Annotated in this window: 6 protein-coding genes; 1 reads left to right on the forward strand and 5 read right to left on the reverse strand. The window is 61.5% G+C overall.

Going from position 1 to position 20,194, the window contains the following annotated elements; translation table 11 throughout:
- The first annotated feature begins 115 nt into the window (after nucleotides 1-115).
- Nucleotides 116-2,425, forward strand: a complete 2,310-nt coding sequence (locus ACRVY7_RS17335) for a GmrSD restriction endonuclease domain-containing protein (protein WP_431817958.1) — start codon at nucleotides 116-118, stop codon at nucleotides 2,423-2,425.
- On the opposite strand, the gene ACRVY7_RS17340 is transcribed toward ACRVY7_RS17335, so the two are convergent.
- Genes ACRVY7_RS17340 through ACRVY7_RS17360 form a run of 5 tightly spaced genes read right to left on the reverse strand, consistent with a single transcriptional unit; the run spans nucleotide 2,426 to nucleotide 20,186 of the window.
- Nucleotides 2,426-4,237 carry a UvrD-helicase domain-containing protein gene (locus tag ACRVY7_RS17340; protein WP_431817959.1) on the reverse strand — a complete coding sequence of 604 codons (1,812 nt, stop codon included), beginning with the start codon at nucleotides 4,235-4,237 and terminating at the stop codon, nucleotides 2,426-2,428.
- Entirely contained in the window at nucleotides 4,234-6,381 is a 2,148-nt protein-coding gene (locus ACRVY7_RS17345; protein ID WP_431817960.1) for a UvrD-helicase domain-containing protein, read from the reverse strand. Before ACRVY7_RS17345 ends, ACRVY7_RS17340 begins: the two co-directional genes overlap by 4 nt.
- Nucleotides 6,378-12,626: a DEAD/DEAH box helicase gene (locus ACRVY7_RS17350; RefSeq protein WP_431817961.1), complete on the reverse strand. Its 6,249-nt coding sequence runs from the start codon at nucleotides 12,624-12,626 to the stop codon at nucleotides 6,378-6,380. The genes ACRVY7_RS17345 and ACRVY7_RS17350 overlap by 4 nt, the downstream gene beginning before the upstream one ends.
- The gene (locus ACRVY7_RS17355) at nucleotides 12,623-17,368 is read right to left on the reverse strand and encodes an Eco57I restriction-modification methylase domain-containing protein (protein ID WP_431817962.1); all 4,746 of its coding nucleotides are present in this window, start codon (nucleotides 17,366-17,368) and stop codon (nucleotides 12,623-12,625) included. The genes ACRVY7_RS17350 and ACRVY7_RS17355 overlap by 4 nt, the downstream gene beginning before the upstream one ends.
- 4 nt (nucleotides 17,369-17,372) lie before the next feature.
- Nucleotides 17,373-20,186, reverse strand: a complete 2,814-nt coding sequence (locus ACRVY7_RS17360; protein ID WP_431817963.1) for a DEAD/DEAH box helicase — start codon at nucleotides 20,184-20,186, stop codon at nucleotides 17,373-17,375.
- Nucleotides 20,187-20,194: the final 8 nt, after the last annotated feature.

The raw sequence follows: 20,194 nt of genomic DNA on the forward strand, positions 1-20,194 counted from the left end.
CGAGCCAATCCAGGATCATTCTTCCGAGGGGCTCCATCGCTCGCTCTCCTGTCATTGACATCCGCTAGGTTGACTCAAGGTATTAGATCAACTGCCACCGACGGAGTGAACCGAGATGGAAGCCAGGGCCCAGCGAGTCCGCGAACTGTTCGAGGGCGAGCAGTGTTTGGTGGTCCCCGTATTCCAGCGACCTTACGTTTGGGACCGGACCCGGAACTGGGAGCCCCTGTGGACCGACATCCTCGCAGTGGCCGAGGCGATTCACGACGACTCATCAGCTGAACCGCACTTTCTCGGCGCCGTCGTCCTGGATTGCACCGAAAAAGATTCCGCCGATATCAGCGTTCGACAGGTGATCGACGGCCAGCAACGAATCACGACGCTACAGATCGTCTTGTGCAGTGTCCGCGACGCGTTGACCACCGCCAACGCGGATGTGAAGCTGGCGCGGACCCTCAACCGACTCACAGTCAACGAAGACCAGCTGTCGACGAAGGAGTTCTCGGACTTCAAGGTGTGGCCGACGCTCCGGGACAGGGCCGCGTTCAAATCGATAGTCAGCGGTTCCGATCGCGATACGGCAGCAGACTCCCGCCTCTACGATGCATACGAATACTTCTACGAGGAGACCCTGACATGGCTCGGCGAGCACGAGTCTGATCCACGCCTCGCCACATCGCTGGTCGAAGGCCTTCGTCGCGGCCTCCAACTCGTGGTCATCGAGATCGACGCCAAAGACAATGCCCAGGTCATCTTCGAGAGCCTCAACGATCGGGGCACGCCACTCTTGCCCAGTGACCTGATCAAGAACTCGCTCTTCCAACAGCTCGAACGCGTCGGCGCAGATGTCGAGCAGATATTCGAGGATCACTGGCGCCGACTGGAGACACCGTTCTGGCAAGAGCAGGTTCGGCAGGGCCGGCTGTTCAGAAGCAGGGTGGACACCTTCTTCTCGCACTTCCTCACGATGCGCACCGGAGAAGAAGTACTCACCACAGGGCTCTTCAACCGTTTCAAAGAAATCACGCTCGCCATGTCGGGAGACGATCTCACCTCGCTGACGGAAGAGATCGCTTCATCCAGTGATGTGTACCGTGAGATGGCCGAAAAGACCGGCGCGAGCGCGCACATTCGGCTCCTCGACACAGCGGAAATCCTTGACACAACGGTGCTCTCGCCTGTGGTGCTGTATCTGAGTACCGAAGCCGCACCCGACGACCGAACAGAAGCGTTCGGCTATATCGAATCCTGGCTGGTGCGACGCGCAGTTCTTCGGTCGACGAGCAAGAACTACAACCGCATGCTGCTCGAACTGCTGAAGGTTCTCAGGAACGGGCAGGCACCCTATGCCGACACAGTGCGAGACTTCTTCTTGGACAACACATCCGAGTCCGGCCGCTGGCCGACAGATGACGAGATCAAGGAGACTCTCGTCTCCACTCCGATTTTCAATAGCCTCACTCGCGCACGCTTGCGCCTGGTCCTTCGCGGTTGCGAACGCGGGCTTCACGATTCAGGTGATCCGATTGATGAGCTCGAGTCATTGGATCACGTTGTCCTCGCCGGCCAAGATGACCCTGTCGACGACGATGCCCGTGCCGCACTGGGCAACATCAGTTTGGTCGCCAACCCGCGACGTCTGACGAGGGCCACCAAATGGGACGCTCGACGTCCACTACTCGCTGAGTCCCCCCTTCTGATCAATGCTGATCTGCCGCAGTCGATATCCGATGTTCAGATAAGCATTCGCGGTGCCCGACTCGCAGCGGCCTTCTGTAAGACCTGGCCCCATCCGGAATCGCCGACCGGCCACACGAGCGAGGCCGACAAACCCGTAGAACCGCCGGCAGCGTCACACTCCATCGAGGATCGACTCGGGCACGTATGGGCCGACATCCGGGAGTACTTTTCGGGGTTGCCGGTTGGGTCGGTCTCACGTGTCGAGGACCGAATTCCCGATAGGTTACGACACGACGGCGGAACGGCCGTTCGGGTCCACGAGGCCGCGCCTGGATACGCATTGCGAGAGATCGGTGGGACCATCTACATCGAGAAAGTGGCAGACGTACCGACATCACCGAACGTCGAACCGCTCCCCCGCCCTTCGTCCGAAAAATTCGCTGAAACCGAAGTGTCGAAGCGAACAGTCAACGGAGAGAGCATCAGCGACCTCATCGCGGCGGGCCTCATCAATGAAGGCGACCGCGTCTACCACGAACAACTGCGGAAGGGCCGATCGTTTGCGGCGAGGATCACGGGCGCAGGCAACATCATCGCCGGTGGCCGTGAATTCACCAGTCCTTCAACGGCATTGTCAGAACTCGTCGGCTCAAGCAGGAACGGCTGGCGTGACTGGCGATTGGAACGCACCGGGGAAACCCTCGAACAGATCCGGGAGCGTTTTCAACGCGGCCGCAATGGCTGATCAGTCCTGGTTCGGCGTAACGAGGCCGAAAGCACGCGGCACCAACCACAAGCCCGATTCTCCCAAACCGGCAGCGTCCGTGAGTCGTGGATCGCACGCTACGGTGTCCACCGCGGTCAGCCGGAGCCCATCGATTGTGACGCCGCCCCAGCCTTCCCGGAACCAATAGTCGAAGTCATATCGAAGCGCGTTCCCAAACCAGGTGTCCGTGATCCCCAACTCGTTGCCCGCGGCGTCGCACAGAACGAACAGCAGCTCGCCTGCAATGTCGGACAGTGCAGCGTCATGGTGCGCAGTGATCACTTCGCCCGGCTTCGCGTCCCGGAGATGACGTTGCACATTGCGCGCACGAAGAGTGTCACCTGGCGTGGGGGCCGAATCTCGAGAGTCAGTGGTCCCGAATTCGATTGCAGCCGTGTACCACTTACCCGACTTGGACCGCTTCCGTTCGCGTTGCCTGCCGTTCCGGTTCTCGAACTTTGACCAGCCGTTGGGGATGTCGAGCATGGCCACTTCGTCACGGGCACGGCTGAACGCAACGTACTTCTCACGGAGGACTCGCCAGTCGCGATGATCGCCGGCAGGGCCGTTGGGGTGGACGAGATAGGCGCGCTCGAACTCGAGTCCCTTGGCCTTGTGAATGGTGGAGACGATCACCTGTGCCGTGTCGGGTTCGGTGAGGGTGAGGGGCACAGAGCCCGACGCGATAAGGCTTCGGAGCCGGGGAAGGTTGAGCTGGTTCATAGTGCGTGTCCGGCCCTCGGCGCCCTTCAACAGGTACCACGCCTCATCCCGGAGCGCGCCATCCAACTCTCGTTGTATCGCCGATTCGACATCCACCCGCGGGACCTCTGGTCCCGCAAAGTCTTCAAAAACCTCCGCAACCCAGCGAGCAGCTCCGAAGTCCCGTGCTTGTCTGCGCACGACGTGATCAACCGATTGCGAGGTCAGGAATCGTGAGACTCTCAAAACCTCGCCGTTCGTGGCACAGAGAATGGCTGTTCGTCCGGTATCCGCGTCATTGAGGAAACCCCAGTCGGTGATCTCGCCCGAATGGGGCAAGCTGTATTCGAAGTCGACCAGGGTGTTTGCCGCCTCGGATTCGGACTCGCTCCGAAGACTCTCCCCCAGCTGAATCACGTTGCGGGGAAACGCACCTCGAGCGCGATAATTGTGTTGCAGCGCGACCCGTGTTGCCCCGTAAACACTGACGAGTCGATCGAGAAACTCCGCTGAAGTCATCTTGCTCGTGGATTTCTCGAGGGTGAAGTCGTAGATCCCTTGGAGCGGGTCACCTAGCGCGGTAAACCCCGCCGACTCATCCAATCGGTCGAGAAGCGCCAGCGTCATCTCCGCACGGTCGCCGACCAGATCCTGAACTTCATCCAAGATCAGGTGCCCGATGTTCTCGATCTCATCCAGTTCGTTGTCCTGGTCCGCCAGAAGGCCGGTGGCCTGCCGCACACGGCTGGCGAAGTCACCGACGGGCTCGACGCCGCATTGCGCCAAGATGTAGGACGCAAGCGAATCGAACGTCCGCACGTCCACCCGTGCGACCTCACGCGCCTCGAGACGAGTGCGCACCACGTGGACGGCAGCACGTGAAAAGCTGAGCACCATCATTTCCGACGACGCCGAGAGTTCCTCTTCCTCGACGAGGTAGGCAATACGCGATGCGACCACTTCGGTCTTGCCCTGTCCGGCTCCGGCGATCACGAGAAGACGAGCGTCCGCGCCCGCCGCGACGACAGCGCGTTGCGAGTCGTCGAGCTCGAGTCGTTCGGTCATCGTTCCGTCAGTGGTTGGACTCATCTCAGCATCTCCGACGGTTCCCCGACATAGGTGACGGCCAGGCGTTCTCGAGCACGAGAACCCGCGACATACAGCACGCTTCGCAACTTGGCGAGCTCGCGGACGAGATCGTCCTGCTTCTTTCGTGCGAGGTAGGTGGGTGGAAAATCGTTGGCTCCCAATCCCGCCAGTATCACTCCGCGATACTCCAGCCCCTTCGCGCGGTGCATGGTCATGACACGGACCACGTCACCGAGTTTCTCCTCCGCAGTGTTCGAGCCGACCACCGATGCCTTGATTCCCCCTGAATCGAGAGCTCTGACGATGCCGTCGAGATGCCGCTTCTCGTAGGAGAAGACTGCGATGTCGGCGGCGTTCAACCCCTCAACTTCCCACTGCTCGACGAGCGCCGAGATGCCTTTGAGTTCTGCTGCATCACTGTCGAATCCGAGCATCTCCGGGGCCGGACCGCCGAATACCGACCGGGCGCCCTGCAGATTCTCGGGCTCCAAGTCGAGATCGTCGACGTCGGGATCGGCAACATGGAGGGTCCACCGCAGGATCTCGCGGCTCGTGCGGTAGTTGATGGTCAGTCGTCGACTTCGCCCACGAGTCTCGATACCGTAGCGCGACAACGGGGTCGGCCGCCCATAGATTCGTTGATGGGCGTCGCCGACGATGAAGAGGTCGTCGGTTGCCGGAGCTATCAACGCCCGCAACATCTTCCAGTGAGCGGGGTGCAGGTCTTGTGCCTCGTCGACGATGGCGAATCGATAGCCGAAGCGATCACGTAGCGTCAAATCCGTGGCCAGGGATGTGGCTGCGCGCGCCGCCAGCTCGGTGAATGTGATCAGTCCCTCGGCCCGCATCAACCGCTGGAAGTGTTCGACCACCTTCCAGACCTCCGCGCGCTGAGGGCGCGACAGTCGTTGCGTTCGCCCACTTCTGGCCACGCGGAGATATGCGGTCTCGGTTTCGATCGAGTTGCCGAGCACCACGAGCGACCATTCGTCGGCGAGAAACGCCGGAGTGAACCCCTCCGGGGATTGTTGCGCGGCGACCGACCACAGTTGCTTTACGCGCGAATCACCGTCGTGCACGAGCGTCGAGGAACCAACGAGTGCACGACCGCTGTCGGTCGACGCGACCACCTTGCGGGCGAGTGCATCGACGTTGAGCACCTCGACCCGCTGGGTGATGTCCTTTCCGGCGAGTTCAATCAGCTGGGCTTCGATGGCACGGACCAGGTTTCGCGTATAGGTGGTGAGCAGAACCTTGGCCCCGCCGCCTTCGGCATCCAGGCGTGCGGCCAGGTGTCGGGCCCGGTGCAGCGCGGTGACCGTCTTCCCGGTTCCGGCGCCACCGGTGACACGGAAGGGGCCGTTCCACCCGTCATGCGTGGCGAGCTGCCTTTGGAGCGGATGCAGCCATACCCGCCACTTTGCGAAATCGCCTTCGAGCACCGCGCGTAGCTCGGCCTCGTTCTCACCGGCCGCGGCAGTGAAGTTCAGTTGCGAGATCGAACGCTTCAATGCCTTTTGAATGTCGTCGGGATCAACGGGCCCGGGCTCATCGATCCCGTAGTCCCGCCACACGTCGTCAGGGCTCTTCCCGAATGCGAGGTCCAGCACGGCGTTTGCCTGCGTGTTCGGTAGGGCCTCGGCGATCCCGAGGAACGCCTTCTCCCCTTCCACCTTGGTCAGTTTGTCCGCGAGTTCCGGTTCGACGCCGAAGCGTTCGAGGTCGATGACTCTGACCGTGGCGGGCATGAATGGCGTGGAAGATCCACCCGCCGTCACCGGCGCCTTGTCGATCGCCTTCTGCAGCGCGGAGGGGTCGAACAACTCTGCGGCACCGGTCTTCGTGTTGACCTGCAGCGTCACCTTTCCGGCGAACTCATACGCGTCATCGTGGGGCAGCACCGAGACGAGGTAGAGCGCCGAGTCGGCGCCCGGGTCGACGAGCACGGCCCGATAGTTGTCGTTGACCCGGGCGGTCCTGATGTACTTGTTTGCAGCGCCTTTCGGCTTCTTGAAGTCCAGCCCGGTAGCATCCGGATCCTGCTGGAGCTTGACCATGAAGTTGAGGACCTTGCCCTTGATGCTGCCGTCGAGTTTGTCGTAGGACTCCTCGAACATCTCGTGCATCTGCACTCGTCTCTTCACGCGCGCTCTCCTGCCAGTGCGTTGATGATGTCGTCCGCCAGGACCGATCCCTCTCCATCAGCGATCCGGAATACCCGCCAGCCGTTCTGCTCAAGCCACTCGTCGCGGTCCTCGTCAGAATCGGTGACGACGGCGACACGCGGCTGTTCCCACCCGAGTTCTACCTGCCATATCGACTGCTCCGGACCGAGTTCCATTCCCACCTCGGGAACCGCGGCGTGGGCATCCGCCAACGATTCCACCAGGCCGGACATCGAAGGATCTGCGTACTCGTGAACGATCTTCCACTCTCCGGACAGCGGGACGACTATGTCGGTGCGTTCGGTCGACGCAGTTGACAACGGCACCGGGAGTGCCGAGAAGTCGGCGAGCGATTGCGTCGTCCAGATTGCAGCCATTCGTTGCGGTAGCAGATCCCCGAAGTGCGGCAACGACACGAACTGGAGCACATTCGCCCATCTCAGCCAATCGCGCCATCGTTGATCATGGACCTTGCCGCCGACTGCCTCATCGGAATCGTCGAGGACGGTGAGGATTCCGAGTGTGGGCTCGAAATCTTCGGGGTCGGCGCAGATGACGATGGGCAATCCACTCAATCCTTGCCGAGGCACAACGACGATGGAACCCGGCTCGGACGGCGATTCTTCTCCGGTGGCGGCCGCTGCGAGTGTCTGCCCAAGATCTGCCGTGCCGGTCATGATCGGGTTGCCGGTGCCGTGCTTGACAGAGGGATTCACCAGGGCCAGCACGGTGGCAACGGCACCTGTCGACCAGACATCGGCGTCGGGGTCGGCGAGGTATTCGACCAGAAGATCAACCGGGTTGTCCCACAGGTACTTCAGTCGAGGATCACTCACCTGCTCGGCCGCAGTGCTTTTGACGTGCTGGTGGACCATGTCCTGCGATCTATTTTTCGCGTTGCCGGTCTCGACGGCGGTGACGTCCTCCCACGAGATGGACCAGACCCTGGCGTCCGCCCGACGTAGCGCATCGCGTTTTCGCGCGTCATCGGCCGTGCGATTGTGGTCAACGCTCGCATGGAACTGCTTGCCGTCCAAGTAGATTGCGACATCCGCCGTTTGCGCGTCGACCCTGGTGAACAAGAAGTCCGGCTCGGTGGCGACCCCGGAGGCCACCACTTGCACGAGTGGCCGCATCCGCCACCTACGGGGTTGACCATCGGGTCCGGGTATCCGTATGTCGAGCTCTTCGCCGTTGCTGCCGAGCGTGATCTCATACGACGAACCGGGCCGAGCGTCGATCAGTGTTTTCATCAACTCTCGGAAGCGGATCTCCAACTCGCTGAGTTGAACCTTGCCGATGTCGATCCCGGTGACCGTTCCGATCCGCTCGACGTCCCACTGTCCGAGGAAGTCGTCGAGCAGGGCCAATGCGGATTCCCGGGATGCGTGGGTCATGTCCCGTGCAGGGAGAACCCCGTAGAGGCATCGATGGCAGGCACGGAGTTCTTCAGTGCGACAGGGACATTCGGCCAATGTGTCGCGCGCGAGGGTGAGGATGCGTCGCATGCGTTCGGGTTCGCCGAAGCGATCCAGGTAGCCGGTACCGCCCGGCACGGTGTCGTGCAACACCAGAAACCGGCGGGTGGCGCCCTCTGCGTCGGTCATGCTCGACGCCACCACAGAGAGGTGCTGCGGGTCTCCTCCGAAATCCTTGCGCAGACCCAGCAGAAGCGCCCCCTTGAACGACGCCAGCGTTGTCTCGAAGTTCAACAATGACACCGGGAGCAGCAGCCTCACCGCTTGCGTACGCAGCTCGTGCGAGAGCAGTAGACGTGTCCACTTCTCGTCGCCACCCCGTCGGGTGACGCAATAGCCGCGGTGGCGGACGTCGGCGATCGGTGTGTTCCGTGAGGCAACCACGCCGCAGTGTTCACAGGTGGTGAATCCCGGAGCGTTGCGTTGGTCCCCCGCGATGGTGATCGTCTCGCCCGGTGCGTCGCCGAATCCGGTGTTGACGGTTCGAATGGTCGCCGACTTGGCGTACTCCGCACCGAATATTGCTCCACGCAAGCGCCACGCCTGTGCGATGTCCTGAGGTTCGATGTCGACGCCGCCGACGGTACCGAAGAAGGTACGCGTGCGATCCTCTGCTTCCTCGTCGATGAGAACGTCGTCGAGTCTGTGAACCGCCGACACCTTCCGCAACGCCAGCACATTGTGCACCGCTCCGGAATCGGCCACGGCTGTCGAATGACACCGCGGGCACATCTGTACGGGATTCGATGTGGTTGTGCCCCAACCGCAGTCGGGACACAGCCGCGTCCTGCGCCAGTGAGGTTTGGCAGACGGCCCGATGTCCATCGCATCGATCTCGACCCGCTTACCGCCGGCGTAGAAGAAGGCTCCCGGCGCGAGTTCGGTGAGCGCGGTCGCGCTCCCACGTTCGTAGCTGAGGTCGAGCGCCTCCGTTTGTGGTTTGCCACCGGCATCTCCGACGGTCCACCAGAGGTGGACGTCCAGAGTCGTTGCGTCGTCGAGCAGGTTGTAGTTCGGCAGCAGCCCGACGCCTGACAGTCCGGTCAGTGTTTCGATGCTTCCTCGCTCGTACAGTTGCTCGCTCAGGGCTCTGAACTCACCTCCGCACCGCTTGCGGTCTTCTTTCTGGGCGTCGTCGAGGTGCCCGTGCTTGTCAATGGCGGCGATCGTTTCGGAGAGGCCGCTCATCCGGGTCCGGATCTCATCGCTCTCGGACACCCAGCGAGCTGAGGCCGCGGCGACGAGTGTTCGCATCCCGTCACCGGCAAATGCTCGCAGGTGAAGGCGGGCGTCATCAGAGATGTTGGTGGCGAACAACTCCGCGAACTCTGTGGCGAGGGATTCGGCGTTCTCGATGCACGTGTCGACGACAGTCCGCAACCAGGCGCCGTCGTTCATTCCGCCATCAAGGCACACGCTCAATTTGGGCGGCATGGGCTCTGAGATGTGCAGGTGACCGCCGGCGATCTTGTCGAGGCAGAAGGCGAAGTACTGGCGCTGCAGGAGTTCGGTGGCCTCCAGATAGGCACCGGGCGGCCGAACCTCTCCGGCGATGAGGTTGTCGGGTTGAGAGAAGTAGTACAGGTCGCGAGGTGAAGTGGGTACGGCGGCAAGGACAAAGGCGTTCCCGGTGGAACGGCCTGCACGCCCGACGCGCTGGAGATAGTTGGCCGTCGATCGCGGCAGAGAGGCGAGAGCGACGGTGCTGAGGTCGCCGATGTCGATGCCGAGTTCGAGCGTCGGTGTGCATGCCAGGATGTTGGGGTCAGATGCTGACCCGCCGACCTTGAAGCGGGTCTCGACTTCCTCGCGCTCTGTGCGGTCGAGAAGTCCGGTGTGCTCAGCACTCACGATGCGACGGATGCGCCCGCTGCGGTACATGGTCCGATAGAAGTTCGCTTCTTCGATGCCCCCGACCTGAAGTCGCCCGGTACACCGCATTCGCGGACACGGCGCACCCTCCCAGAGGTCTACTCGGTTCTGTGATGCCGGTTGCACGTGATGGCAGGTCGGACAATCGAGGCGGGCAATTCCCGCGGCGTCGAGGAGGATCGATTCCGGAGTGAGCCCGAAGATCTGTGAACCCTTCTCCCCCGATCTCCGAGCAAGTGGACCGGGCTCGGCAGCCAACTGATCGAGCGCACTGCCGAGGAGGGCTCGGGCTTCGCCGCCGCCGACTCCAAGGCACCTCTTTGTCCAATCGGTGAGCCATGACTCACCGCGCGGATTGACCGATTGGAAGTCGGTGTGGCCTGCAAGTCCGGTTGTATAGAACGACGGTGCCGGACGGCCGCGGGGGAATTTGGGCATGCCGTCAGCACTCCCGCCCCAGATCGACCAGCGTTTGCCTTCCTCTTTCACGTAGCGGGCGAGCCACGGGTGGATGATGCCGCCGCCGATCCGGAGATGCTCGAGGATACCGAAAAGCCAAGGGCCATAGCCACTTCCTTCGAGAGGCCCATCCAGGCTCAGCTGTGGCAGGTTCTGATGGATGTCACGAACGATGTCTCCATAGACATTTAGATCGACATCGATGTCGACTGCCACGGAGGAGGTGAGTTCGAGTGTGCGACCGGTTCGAGCGCCCAGGCCCACCTCCATGTGTGACTGGAAGGCCAATCGGGTAGCGAGCAACGATCGCAGGACGCCGGGGTCGTGATCAAGCCAGTCGGCGTCAGTGGTCAGACGTCGGGTGAAGTCCGGCGGGGTGAGTGCGTAGAGGTCTTCGGTTGAAGCGGCCGACACCAGCGCATCGGCCGCGGCAGCCAGGCTCTGACGAGAGTCGCCGAGTGCACGGAAGAGCGCCGATCGAAAGTTGAAAGCGAAAGCCCTTCCCTCGATGAATGCTGCACGGTGGGCCGCGTCCTGCACAGAATCAGTGAAGACGAGGGTCTTCTTCTCGTCGTCGGGAAGCACCCTGGACCCGAATTCTGTTGTGAGACCGACACTCAACAGCGTCGCGACACTCGACCCCATGTAACGGATCGCGTTTCGAGCACCGCACGACGGGCAGACCTCGTTGGCCGCGTCCTCATCGGTTGCCGACATGTGGACGGCGACGGTGTTTTCGCCTGGTGCCGCGTGCACTTCGAGCGTTTCCGGGTCGAGATGTCGGACGCCGGCCTCATCGGTGGCTGCAGCGAGAAGGGTCCGGGTCTTGGCACGACTGCCATGTCGCGCACTGTTACGCCAGATGGTTGCGGGCTCGCCGGCGAGATTGTCACCGAGTTCGGTGGTGGCGGCCATCCATCCGGATCTGCCGCAGACCCGGCAGTACGTGGCCGGGAGCAGTCGTCGTCCCTCAATCGGTCCGTCGTGCCACCAGTGAAATTCTGGTGCATGGCCGACGATGCGGAGCATTCGGCTCAGTTCGCGGACCCAGGTCTGGACTTGGAGGTTGACCAGTGGCCGAAGCGCGCCGGAGCCGTCTCGTGTTCGCGCGATGGAGATGAGAGCAAGGAATCGGAGGAACGCGGCCTGCGCCTCAGTGGGATTGGCGGAGTTGTGGACTCCCCACGGAAGGATGCCGGCCTGGGCGACACCGTTCACGGCGTCGGCCACGGTCATCGGGTTGCCACCGAGAACATCGATGACCACACGGGTCAGGAAGTGGCGTCGAAGTGCTTCCCCGATGATCACCGGATCGGTCAGGTCGCCGAGCTCGGCTCCCGCTCCTCCGAGGACTGCACTTGCGAGCGGGACCCACGTTGACGGATCGTCACTGACTGGCGCGGGGGTCGCCAGAATGTCATCTACTGTGGGGATGTCGAGGGTGAAGTCGACTACGGGCACGACGTCGGTAGCGGCCAGAGATGTCTCTCCGACAAGGGAATCCCGGGTGAACTCGCTACCGAAAATGGTCTCGGCGAACTCTCGGAGAACCGTGCCCTGCGTTGCGCCGCCCAGGGTTGCGGAGGTTGCCACTGGCGTGACCCTTCCGAGCGGGCCGCCTGCTCCTGCAACGCCGACCCGGGCGCCGAGACGACGGATGAGCATGGCGACATCTGTGCCCTGCGCGCCGTCGTAGGTGTGAAACTCATCGAGCACGAGGTACTGCAGGCTCAGCGCCACGTTGGCCCAGAGACCCGCGTCTGCTTGCCGTAGCAAGAGCAGATCGAGCATCCGGTAGTTGGTGAGCAGGATGTCAGGCGGGTTGTCGCGCAGAGTATCTCGATGATCGATGAGCGCGTGGCGACTTGCCCGCTTCCTCTTGCCACTGCCACCGATGTAGACACCCGCTGTGACGTCGGCAAGCCGGGAGTCGTCGTGGATGTACTCCGCGAGGCGGCGGGCCTGGTCGGTGACGAGCGCGTTCATTGGATACAGAATGATCGCTTTGATGCCCTTGTCACCGCGAGCGACCGCGCGTCGACAGTGATCCAGCAAGGGAATCAGGAACGATTCGGTCTTGCCCGATCCCGTGCCCGTTGTGACGATGGTCGGTTGCGACGGTTTGCCATTCGTGGACAACCGCCGGAACGCCTCGGCCTGATGCTGAAAAGGTTTGAACCCCTGGGGCATCCACTCCAGGGGCGATACCCATCCGGTCCCGACCGGCCGATACGGCGTCCTGATTTTGAGGTAGGGGCCACGGAAGATCCCTGTCTCAGGATTCGACAGGAATGCCCGGAGCGACTGCTGCGCTTCGGGATCCGAGAGGGCGAACGTGGTGGACAGGTACTCCACGATCGACTCTTGCGTCTCCATCGCAAGCAGCGAGGGAAGACTCGGATTCGGTGCGGTCATCCGTTGCCGGCCAATCGCTGCTCGAACTCTGCGTACGCTGCGCGCATCTCGGCCTCGCGATCGGGCTTGTAGAACCACGGCTCGTCGTGGTCGGAGTCGGGCTCGAACGGCGTGTAGCGATCAAGCAAGTCGCCGTGGTCTTCGCCGTTCATCCACGCCTGCAGAAGTTTGAAGTCGTCTTTCTGCTGGCGAACACCCTGCGCGTGATGATCCTTCGCGATCTTGCGACCATTGGCGTCGAAGTACATCTCGTACTCGTACTTGCGAAGCACCGGGAACTGCGCTCGGAACATCAACGCCAGGTGCTCTGCGGTAAGCCCGAGCATCAACGCAGACAATGCGTCGATCTCGACGAGCGCGGCTCTACGCTCGAAGTCGGTGCGCAGCGGTGTCTTCATGGACCAGTCGTGTGCCTTGACCGAGAGCGGGTTCAGCAGCTCGGCAAAGGGGGTCGTCCACGAGTCGTCTACGAAACCGCTGTCGTACAACGCCTCCCACAACTCAGCGAAATCTCTTGTCAGGCAGTTCAATCGGAGCGTCCGCAGCAGAAGGTACCCGGCTGCCGGATGATCTACCGGGGCCGGGAAGCGATCGACAACCTCGGTTTGAACGTGGGGGCGTCCACTGACCTTGACCAGGTAGTCAAACGGAAGCGATGCCCACATACCCGCTACCAAGGCGGTCTTTCGGACGTCGGAAAGCCCGTCAGGGCTCGACAACTGTTTACAGGGGCTAGCACATGTACACACAGTCAACGAGTTGACTGTGTTTACATGTGCTGCCCCCGGTGGCACAAGTGCCGCATGGAGCGATCTCGCCGACCCCGGTTGGGTCATATTTCGCCATGCCACCCGCCAGTAGTCCGTCGCGGGCCGGTCCCCCCACTTCGGAATGCCGGCGTCGTAGGTTTCGCGATCGCATGCGCGCTGGTAGTTGGTTCGCGGGATCACCGATTCCGGAAGGGATTCGAGGTCCCACGTGGTGTAATCGCCTTTACTCTGGCAATTTTCGTTCGGCTCTTTAGCGAAGGGTGTTGCGACGGTGAAATGCGGCCCCTGGAGCACTACCTCTTGCCAACTTGGCGGGTAGGATGTGGACCATTGAATGTAGCCTTCCTTCTTTCCCTTATCTTCGTCGAAACATCGAGTCCATCGATAGTCCAGATCTGACATTCGGCTAGGCTGATGAGCCAAGACCGATAGAACGTCCACGTGCTCCTTGGTCACGGGCCGAAGTAGTCTGGCCTGTTCGGCAGGGGTTCCTGGAGGATCAAACAGTTTTGCCCAATCGCCGAGAACGTCCCGGGTAATTGTTTCCACTCGCGAAGGATGCCCTCGAAAATCCCATCCTCCCCATGGATACTGAATCCCTGGAATCTGTCCGACATCTACACCGTGAGCACTTACTGAGTTGTCCACGGTGACCGGAGTCAAAAGGGAAGACATCTGCAGGAACGAAATCACAGAAGGAACGCCGTAGATGTGGATTCCGTATATTACAGGATGCCCAATTTCCTTAAATAGCATTAACTCGTTCACAAACTGCCAATGTCGCCTTAACCTCTTGTAGGCCTCTGCCCTCAAGATACCCGCGCTTGGATCACTGAAATGCCCCTCCGGGTGCAGTAGCCCAGCAACGCCCCACCGATTTGAAGCTCGCCAGACGAGCTCCATGAAGTTGGCATACAAGTTAGTCTGGATCCCAGCCAGCACGGCGTGATCAACTGGAGAGCCCAACGAAGCCGACGTTCCAGCCCACGCGGCCAAATCGAAGAGATAACTCGCCGTTACTGCAGGAAGATCGAGAAGTTTCGAACGACGCCTCACGAACTCTGGTGCCGGGATCTTGTCTTTTAGAGAAAAGTACGGATCGAATTCGGAAAGGACAGTATCTTCGAGCCACTTCGGCCGAACCCATGGCGGATTTCCCACCTGCAGATCAAACCCTCCACGCTGGAAGACCTGCGCGAAGTCCAACTCCCAATGGAAGAATCCCTGTTCCTGGGCGATCTCACGGGCCGTGCCCAGCCACTGATGGCGAAGCAGAAGATCAGGGATGGACCTCATTCCCGAGAACTGGCGATCCTGGTCATCAATCTGAGCCAGCTCCTCGAACCCCTCGGCGAGGTCCTGGAATGACCCCTGACCTCTGCCGACCTTCTTGATTCCTGCCGCTCCAAGAAGCTCTTCCAGAGTCACCAACCACTCGTCCAGGTCCGGCGGACCTGGGTGTCCGTCGTCTGCATCGACTACCGATCCGGTGAGCGGCCAGAACCACAGCGCACACCACGCATCCATTGCCAGGCGTAAGCGTTCGTATGGGCCTTCGGGATCGTGCAGTTCCTTTTCGACCCGTTCGCGCGAGACTGCATCCTCGACCGCCGGTACGTCCGCTCCCCAAACGTCGATGTGCCGTGAGATCTGCTGCTCGCTGATCTCCATGCGGCGTAAGACCAACGCCCACAAGCGTTCCACGCGTGTGGCGAGCGCTCGCAGACGGTCGGCCTGCTTCTGGCTCGGCTTCTTGGTGACGCTCTTGCGCCACTCTCGAAGCGCGGCAGCGGCATCGGGTGCGAGCTCCTTGGCCTGCTTCGCGTCGGCGACCGCTGCCCACCCGTCGGCGGGCAGCAAGAAGTGATGGATCTCCCCGTCACCGATAGCGCCCTCCGCGAGTGGTCTGTCCACGGGCGGGGTTTTGAGCCAGCTCTTCTTGGCGCGGCCCAAAGCAGTCAGGTCGTATGTGGCGCGCCTGGCCCCGATGAGCGAGTTGCCGCGCCGGAGATGAAGTCCGAACCACGGCGCTTGGAGCCCCCGGTGCATCACGTTGAGCCACAATGACACCTCGGCCAGTTCGACAGCAGTGGAGTTCAAATCCACGCCGTAGGCGCGATGCAGCGCGAGGTATGCCTTCACCTTTTGAAGTTCGGTTGCGTACTCCTCGGGCTTGATAGGTTCTTCCAGCTCGTCCTGACGCCGTTTGAGATACTCGGCCGAGAGCTGATTGATGGCTTCGTTGAGGAACGCGCCACTGCCCAGGGCCGGCTCGCAGATCCTGTAGTCGAGGATGTCCTGTGCACGAGTGCCCTCGGTGATCAGTTCAGCCAGAGCATGCTTCACCACGCACTTCGTCAGCACCTCGGGCGTGTAGTAGGAGGCGCTGCGTTGACGGTCGCGGCCCGACAGGCGAAAGACAAAGCTTCCCTTGGGGTGTCGGACAATATCGTTGCGGCCGGTGAGGCGATCTTCTCGCCAGACGATGCTCTCGTCGTAGTCACGGGACTTGCTGGAAGGGACCAGCCACGAGCCCTTGTCGGCGTTTCCGTCCTTGGCAACCTCCACCATGTCATCGGTGGCGATCAGACCGCTGTAGGACATCAGGCCCTCATACACGGCGCCCAGCTGGTTGATGCCGAGTTGGGCATAGGAGATGTATCCGCGCTGAGATCCCTTGCGCTTGGACGGTTTCGAGAGCAGCAGCAGGTTCAGCACCTCTTGGAGGACGCGGTTGCTGATCCGCATACCCTTGCCATCGATGAGCGGGGTCTTGGCTGGGTCGAACAGATCCGAGCGTAGCGGTTCGAAAACCAGACCGTCGGAGTCGTGTACGCCGCGGTTGTGGCCGGTGTTGACGAGTCGGAAGAGAAGCTCGAGGGAGTCGTGGAGGTGGGTTCCGTCTGCGGATCGCCCGGTGAGCGGGACCTGCACGAGTTCGCGGAGGCGGTCGAGTCCATAGCCGGATTCGTATTCTGGTGTGCCCACCGGAAGTACGCCGAGTTCTGGCCGGGCTTCCGCAAAGAGCAGGAAGAGAATCCGATAGAGGAACCGCAATGACTGCGTGGTGAGGTCGCGGGGAAGGTCGGGGATGCCCTCGACTGCCAGGTCCTGGTCACGTCTCTTGGTGAGAACCTCATTGGCGATCTTCTCTATCGAGATCCTCAGGCCCTCACGAAGGTCCTCGCTGACGCCGACTGCATGCTTCTCGGAGCTCTCGGTATATCGGTCGAGCTCGGCCTTGCCGTCATCCTCATCGGGCAATAGCGCGTTGGCCGACCACAGACCGGCGTGCCAGGCGAGTTCGCCATTTGCCTTGTCATCACGACGATCCAGCGCCGTCGCGACGTCGAAGGCCAGATAGCGCCCCTCGGACCAGCGTGCGACATCGGTCAGAAGGACGATGCTGCCCGCAACGACCATCAGGTATCGAGGGGCGTTGTCGCTCACGAAGATCTGGGTGATGGCTTCGCTGACGCCGAATACCGGATTGGTCTTTTCGCTGTTCACATGGATGGTCAGCGGCTCAACCAATGTGCCTGTTCGTCCGAACGTCGCGTCGGCGTTTCCGAACAATGCGTCGGCGCTGTCAACCGGGTACGCCTGCAAGATGTGCAAGGAATCCGTTGCTGTCGCGCTCGGGTACCGCGCGATCAACGGAACGTCGATCTCGATATCGGCTTGGCTGGTCGCAAGTCTGACTGGCTCAGCCTTCAGTCCAACGGCTTCGAGCAGGGTCGTGTGCAGCTCGGTAACCCGTGTAGGCGCGGTATCGAGCGCAGGGTCCGGGAGATCTCCGAGGTCGCGGATGTAGCCGGCGGCAATTGCCGAGAGCCCTTTGACCGGCGTCGATTTTCCTTGTTCGGCCCATTCCTTCCATTGACCACTCAGCTTCTTGAGGGATGAGGGAAAGACCTCGGCGAGCCAGTGCTCGGAGAGAAAGTCGTTGACGTTGTGGATGGAGTCGAACATCAACTCACCCCTTCTGCTTGGGCACGATGACGCCAACTACGCGAACGAATGGATCCCCGGACGCAGCAAGTGAGTCGATGATGGCGGACCAATTGCCCGACGTGGTCTGCACTTCGAGTTTGCCGCCTTTGCGACTGCCGACGTCGGCGATCTGCATGGCCGCCTGCTCCCAGAGCTTCAGCCCCGAGCGATAGCGATCGACACGATTGATCAGATCACGTTCGAAGTCATCGCGACGTTCCTGAATATGTGCCCGTGCGGCATCGACGGCGAGAGGCACCAAGCCTTGCAGTTCGGACAGTTCGTCGTCGTGCAGGCCGGCATTGGTGGCACTTTCGCTCAGCCCTGAGATCTCGACGATTGTCTCGAAGTCGTCGACCTCGGGAGCGCTGGGCAATCCGGTGACCGCGCCCCAGTGGGCGATCGCCGGCCGGCCCGCGGCGTTGGACCACACCGCCTGCGTCAGGAAATACACTCGGTCGACCGAACCGGTGACCACGGGGATCTCATCGCGGCCAAAGCGGCCGACGGCGCGATCTCCCGCCCAGTCGAGCACCGGGTGGATGGGGCTGAGAAAGTGAACGTCGGGCCATGAGGTGTCCTCGGACTTCTGCGCGCGGGCGAGGCGTTCCCTGGCGAAGTCGGTACTTCCGGTGAGGCGCAGTCGATCTTCGATTCCTTGTTCGCTGCGATAGTCCGGTGGTAGATCGCGGAAGCGAGTGATCAGGTCGTCGGGTGGGGTGAACGCAATCAGGTCCTTGTCGTCCTCGCGATGGACATCGAGCCTGTTGGCGCCCTTGTCGGTGGAGATGTCGGCGAGCTCCGCGGTCAGGTAGTTGTCGTCGTCATCGAAGAACGACAGCCTGGCCGAGGTCTCGGGGGCCGGCTCATTCTCGTGCTCACCCCCTTTGATCATCAGTCGGGCAAAGGGATTCAGCTTCTCCGACGTCGGATCGGGAATCGTCTCATCCAGATCCTGTCCGCTACGGATGACCTCCATGACCGTTTCTTCCTCGATCTTCGCGTCGTGCAGATCAAGAAGGACTTCGGCGTCGCCGAGCGCCCGGTTGGCCTCGTCCTCTTTGAGGAGCAGTTTAGTGACGACGTTGAGGTCGTCGGTCACGTCCTCATCGGTTGTCAATGCCATCGCGGTGATCTGAGGTGAATGGAGTTGCCCGTACCGGTCGATCCGTCCATTGCGCTGCTGGATACGGATGAACGACCACGGCAGGTCGTAGTGGACCAGGTGGTGGCATTCCTTGTGTAGGTTCAATCCCTCGGATGCCATGTCCGAGGCGATGAGAACCCTTATCGCAGAGGCCTTCTGGCCGAATCCTTCCACGACGCCTTGGATCTTCTCGTCGGAGAGACCGGCATGTAGGACCTCAACGGGCAGGACGCCGTTGACTGCTCTCGCGGGGAACTTGAGCTTCTTCTGAAGCTGCGTTTGAAGCCAATCGAGGGTGTCGATACGTTCGGAGAAGATCACCACTCGGGTGTCGGAGCCCTTGCCCACGCCGATCGAACCCAGGTACTCGACCAGCTTGTCGAGCTTCGCCGGTGATGTGTTCTCGGCTCTCGAGGCGAGCTCGTCCAGCTGAAGCAGCGCCACAGCCTCGCGGTTGCGCTCATCTCCGATGGTCTTCAGTCGCCGCCCGATGCTCGCTCGCAGAGCACGTGGCGAGGACAGGAATGCCTTGTACAAGGTCCACGGAAACAGTTGTCGCCCATTGCCTTCGATGACCGGATTCGACTTGGGATGAAGCCACACATCTTCCAGTTCCCGCAGGACGGCGAGTTCTGCAGCATTTGGTTCGACACCGATGACGTCGGGTTTCAGTCTGGCTTTCCACTTGTCAGCAACGTCGAGCTTGACGTCGGGCGAATTGCGGTGGCGGCGCACATACAGATGCTTGATGTCTTTGGCCGAATACTCTTTGGGGTCGACGATTGCGGTGGGGTCCAGCATCGCGATCAGCTCTGCAAAGGACTCCTGCTTGCCGTTGTGTGGCGTTGCGCTGGCCAGAATCAGGGAATCCGACTGCTCTGCAAGCAGTCTGGCGAGTTCATTGTTCTGGGTGCCGCGATTGATCAGGTTGTGGCATTCGTCGATGACCACGGCGTCCCAGTGCTGATTCTTCAGATGATGCTTGTAGCGAGCCGGGTTCTTGAGGGTGTCGATCGAGACGATGACGCGCTTGTAGTAGCTGAACGGGTTTCGCGAACTGGGCAGGGTCTGTTTGACCTTTTGGATTCCCGCCGAGTCGAGACGAATCAGCGGGATCGCGAAGCGTGTCCAGAGTTCCTGCTGGAACTGCTCAAGGACTGCGCGAGGTGTGACGACCAGGATTCGTTCACCACGGCCACGTCGAATCAGTTCAGAGAGCAGGATGCCGATTTCCAGGGTCTTGCCGAGTCCGACGGCGTCGCCGATCAAGATACGAGGACGGAGGTTCTCCAATGCCTGCGCTGCCGGCCGCAACTGATAGTCCATGCGGTCGAGCAACGCCTGGTGGCCGACCGCGATGCGGGTGTCGGCGGCAGGCACGGGACTGCCGCGGCGGACGGACTCCAGCCACAGACGTGTACGGCGGAATCCAGGAGACACATCTGCGACCAGTCGTCCCTGCCGCGGGTCGAGGCGGTCAATGGTGTCGAGATCGGGGTGATCGAAGAACACAGCGTCTTGATCGCGGACCAACTCGCTCACCCCAGTCGCCTCGACGCGCGTGCCATCAAGTTCGGTGGTCCGCACCGAACGCACCAGCCACTCCTCGTCGCGAACGATAACGCGCTCACCTGCTGCGATATCAGCCATGCCCAGCC

Source organism: Gordonia jacobaea (genome assembly GCF_965344965.1).
GTDB lineage: Bacteria > Actinomycetota > Actinomycetes > Mycobacteriales > Mycobacteriaceae > Gordonia > Gordonia jacobaea.

Bases quoted from the DNA above. Each gene is read 5' to 3' on its own strand.
- ACRVY7_RS17335 (WP_431817958.1), top strand. From the start codon at position 116: ATGGAAGCCAGGGCCCAGCGAGTCCGCGAACTGTTCGAGGGCGAGCAG.
- ACRVY7_RS17340 (WP_431817959.1), bottom strand. From the start codon at position 4,237: ATGAGTCCAACCACTGACGGAACGATGACCGAACGACTCGAGCTCGAC.
- ACRVY7_RS17350 (WP_431817961.1), bottom strand. From the start codon at position 12,626: ATGACCGCACCGAATCCGAGTCTTCCCTCGCTGCTTGCGATGGAGACG.
- ACRVY7_RS17355 (WP_431817962.1), bottom strand. From the start codon at position 17,368: ATGTTCGACTCCATCCACAACGTCAACGACTTTCTCTCCGAGCACTGG.
- ACRVY7_RS17360 (WP_431817963.1), bottom strand. From the start codon at position 20,186: ATGGCTGATATCGCAGCAGGTGAGCGCGTTATCGTTCGCGACGAGGAG.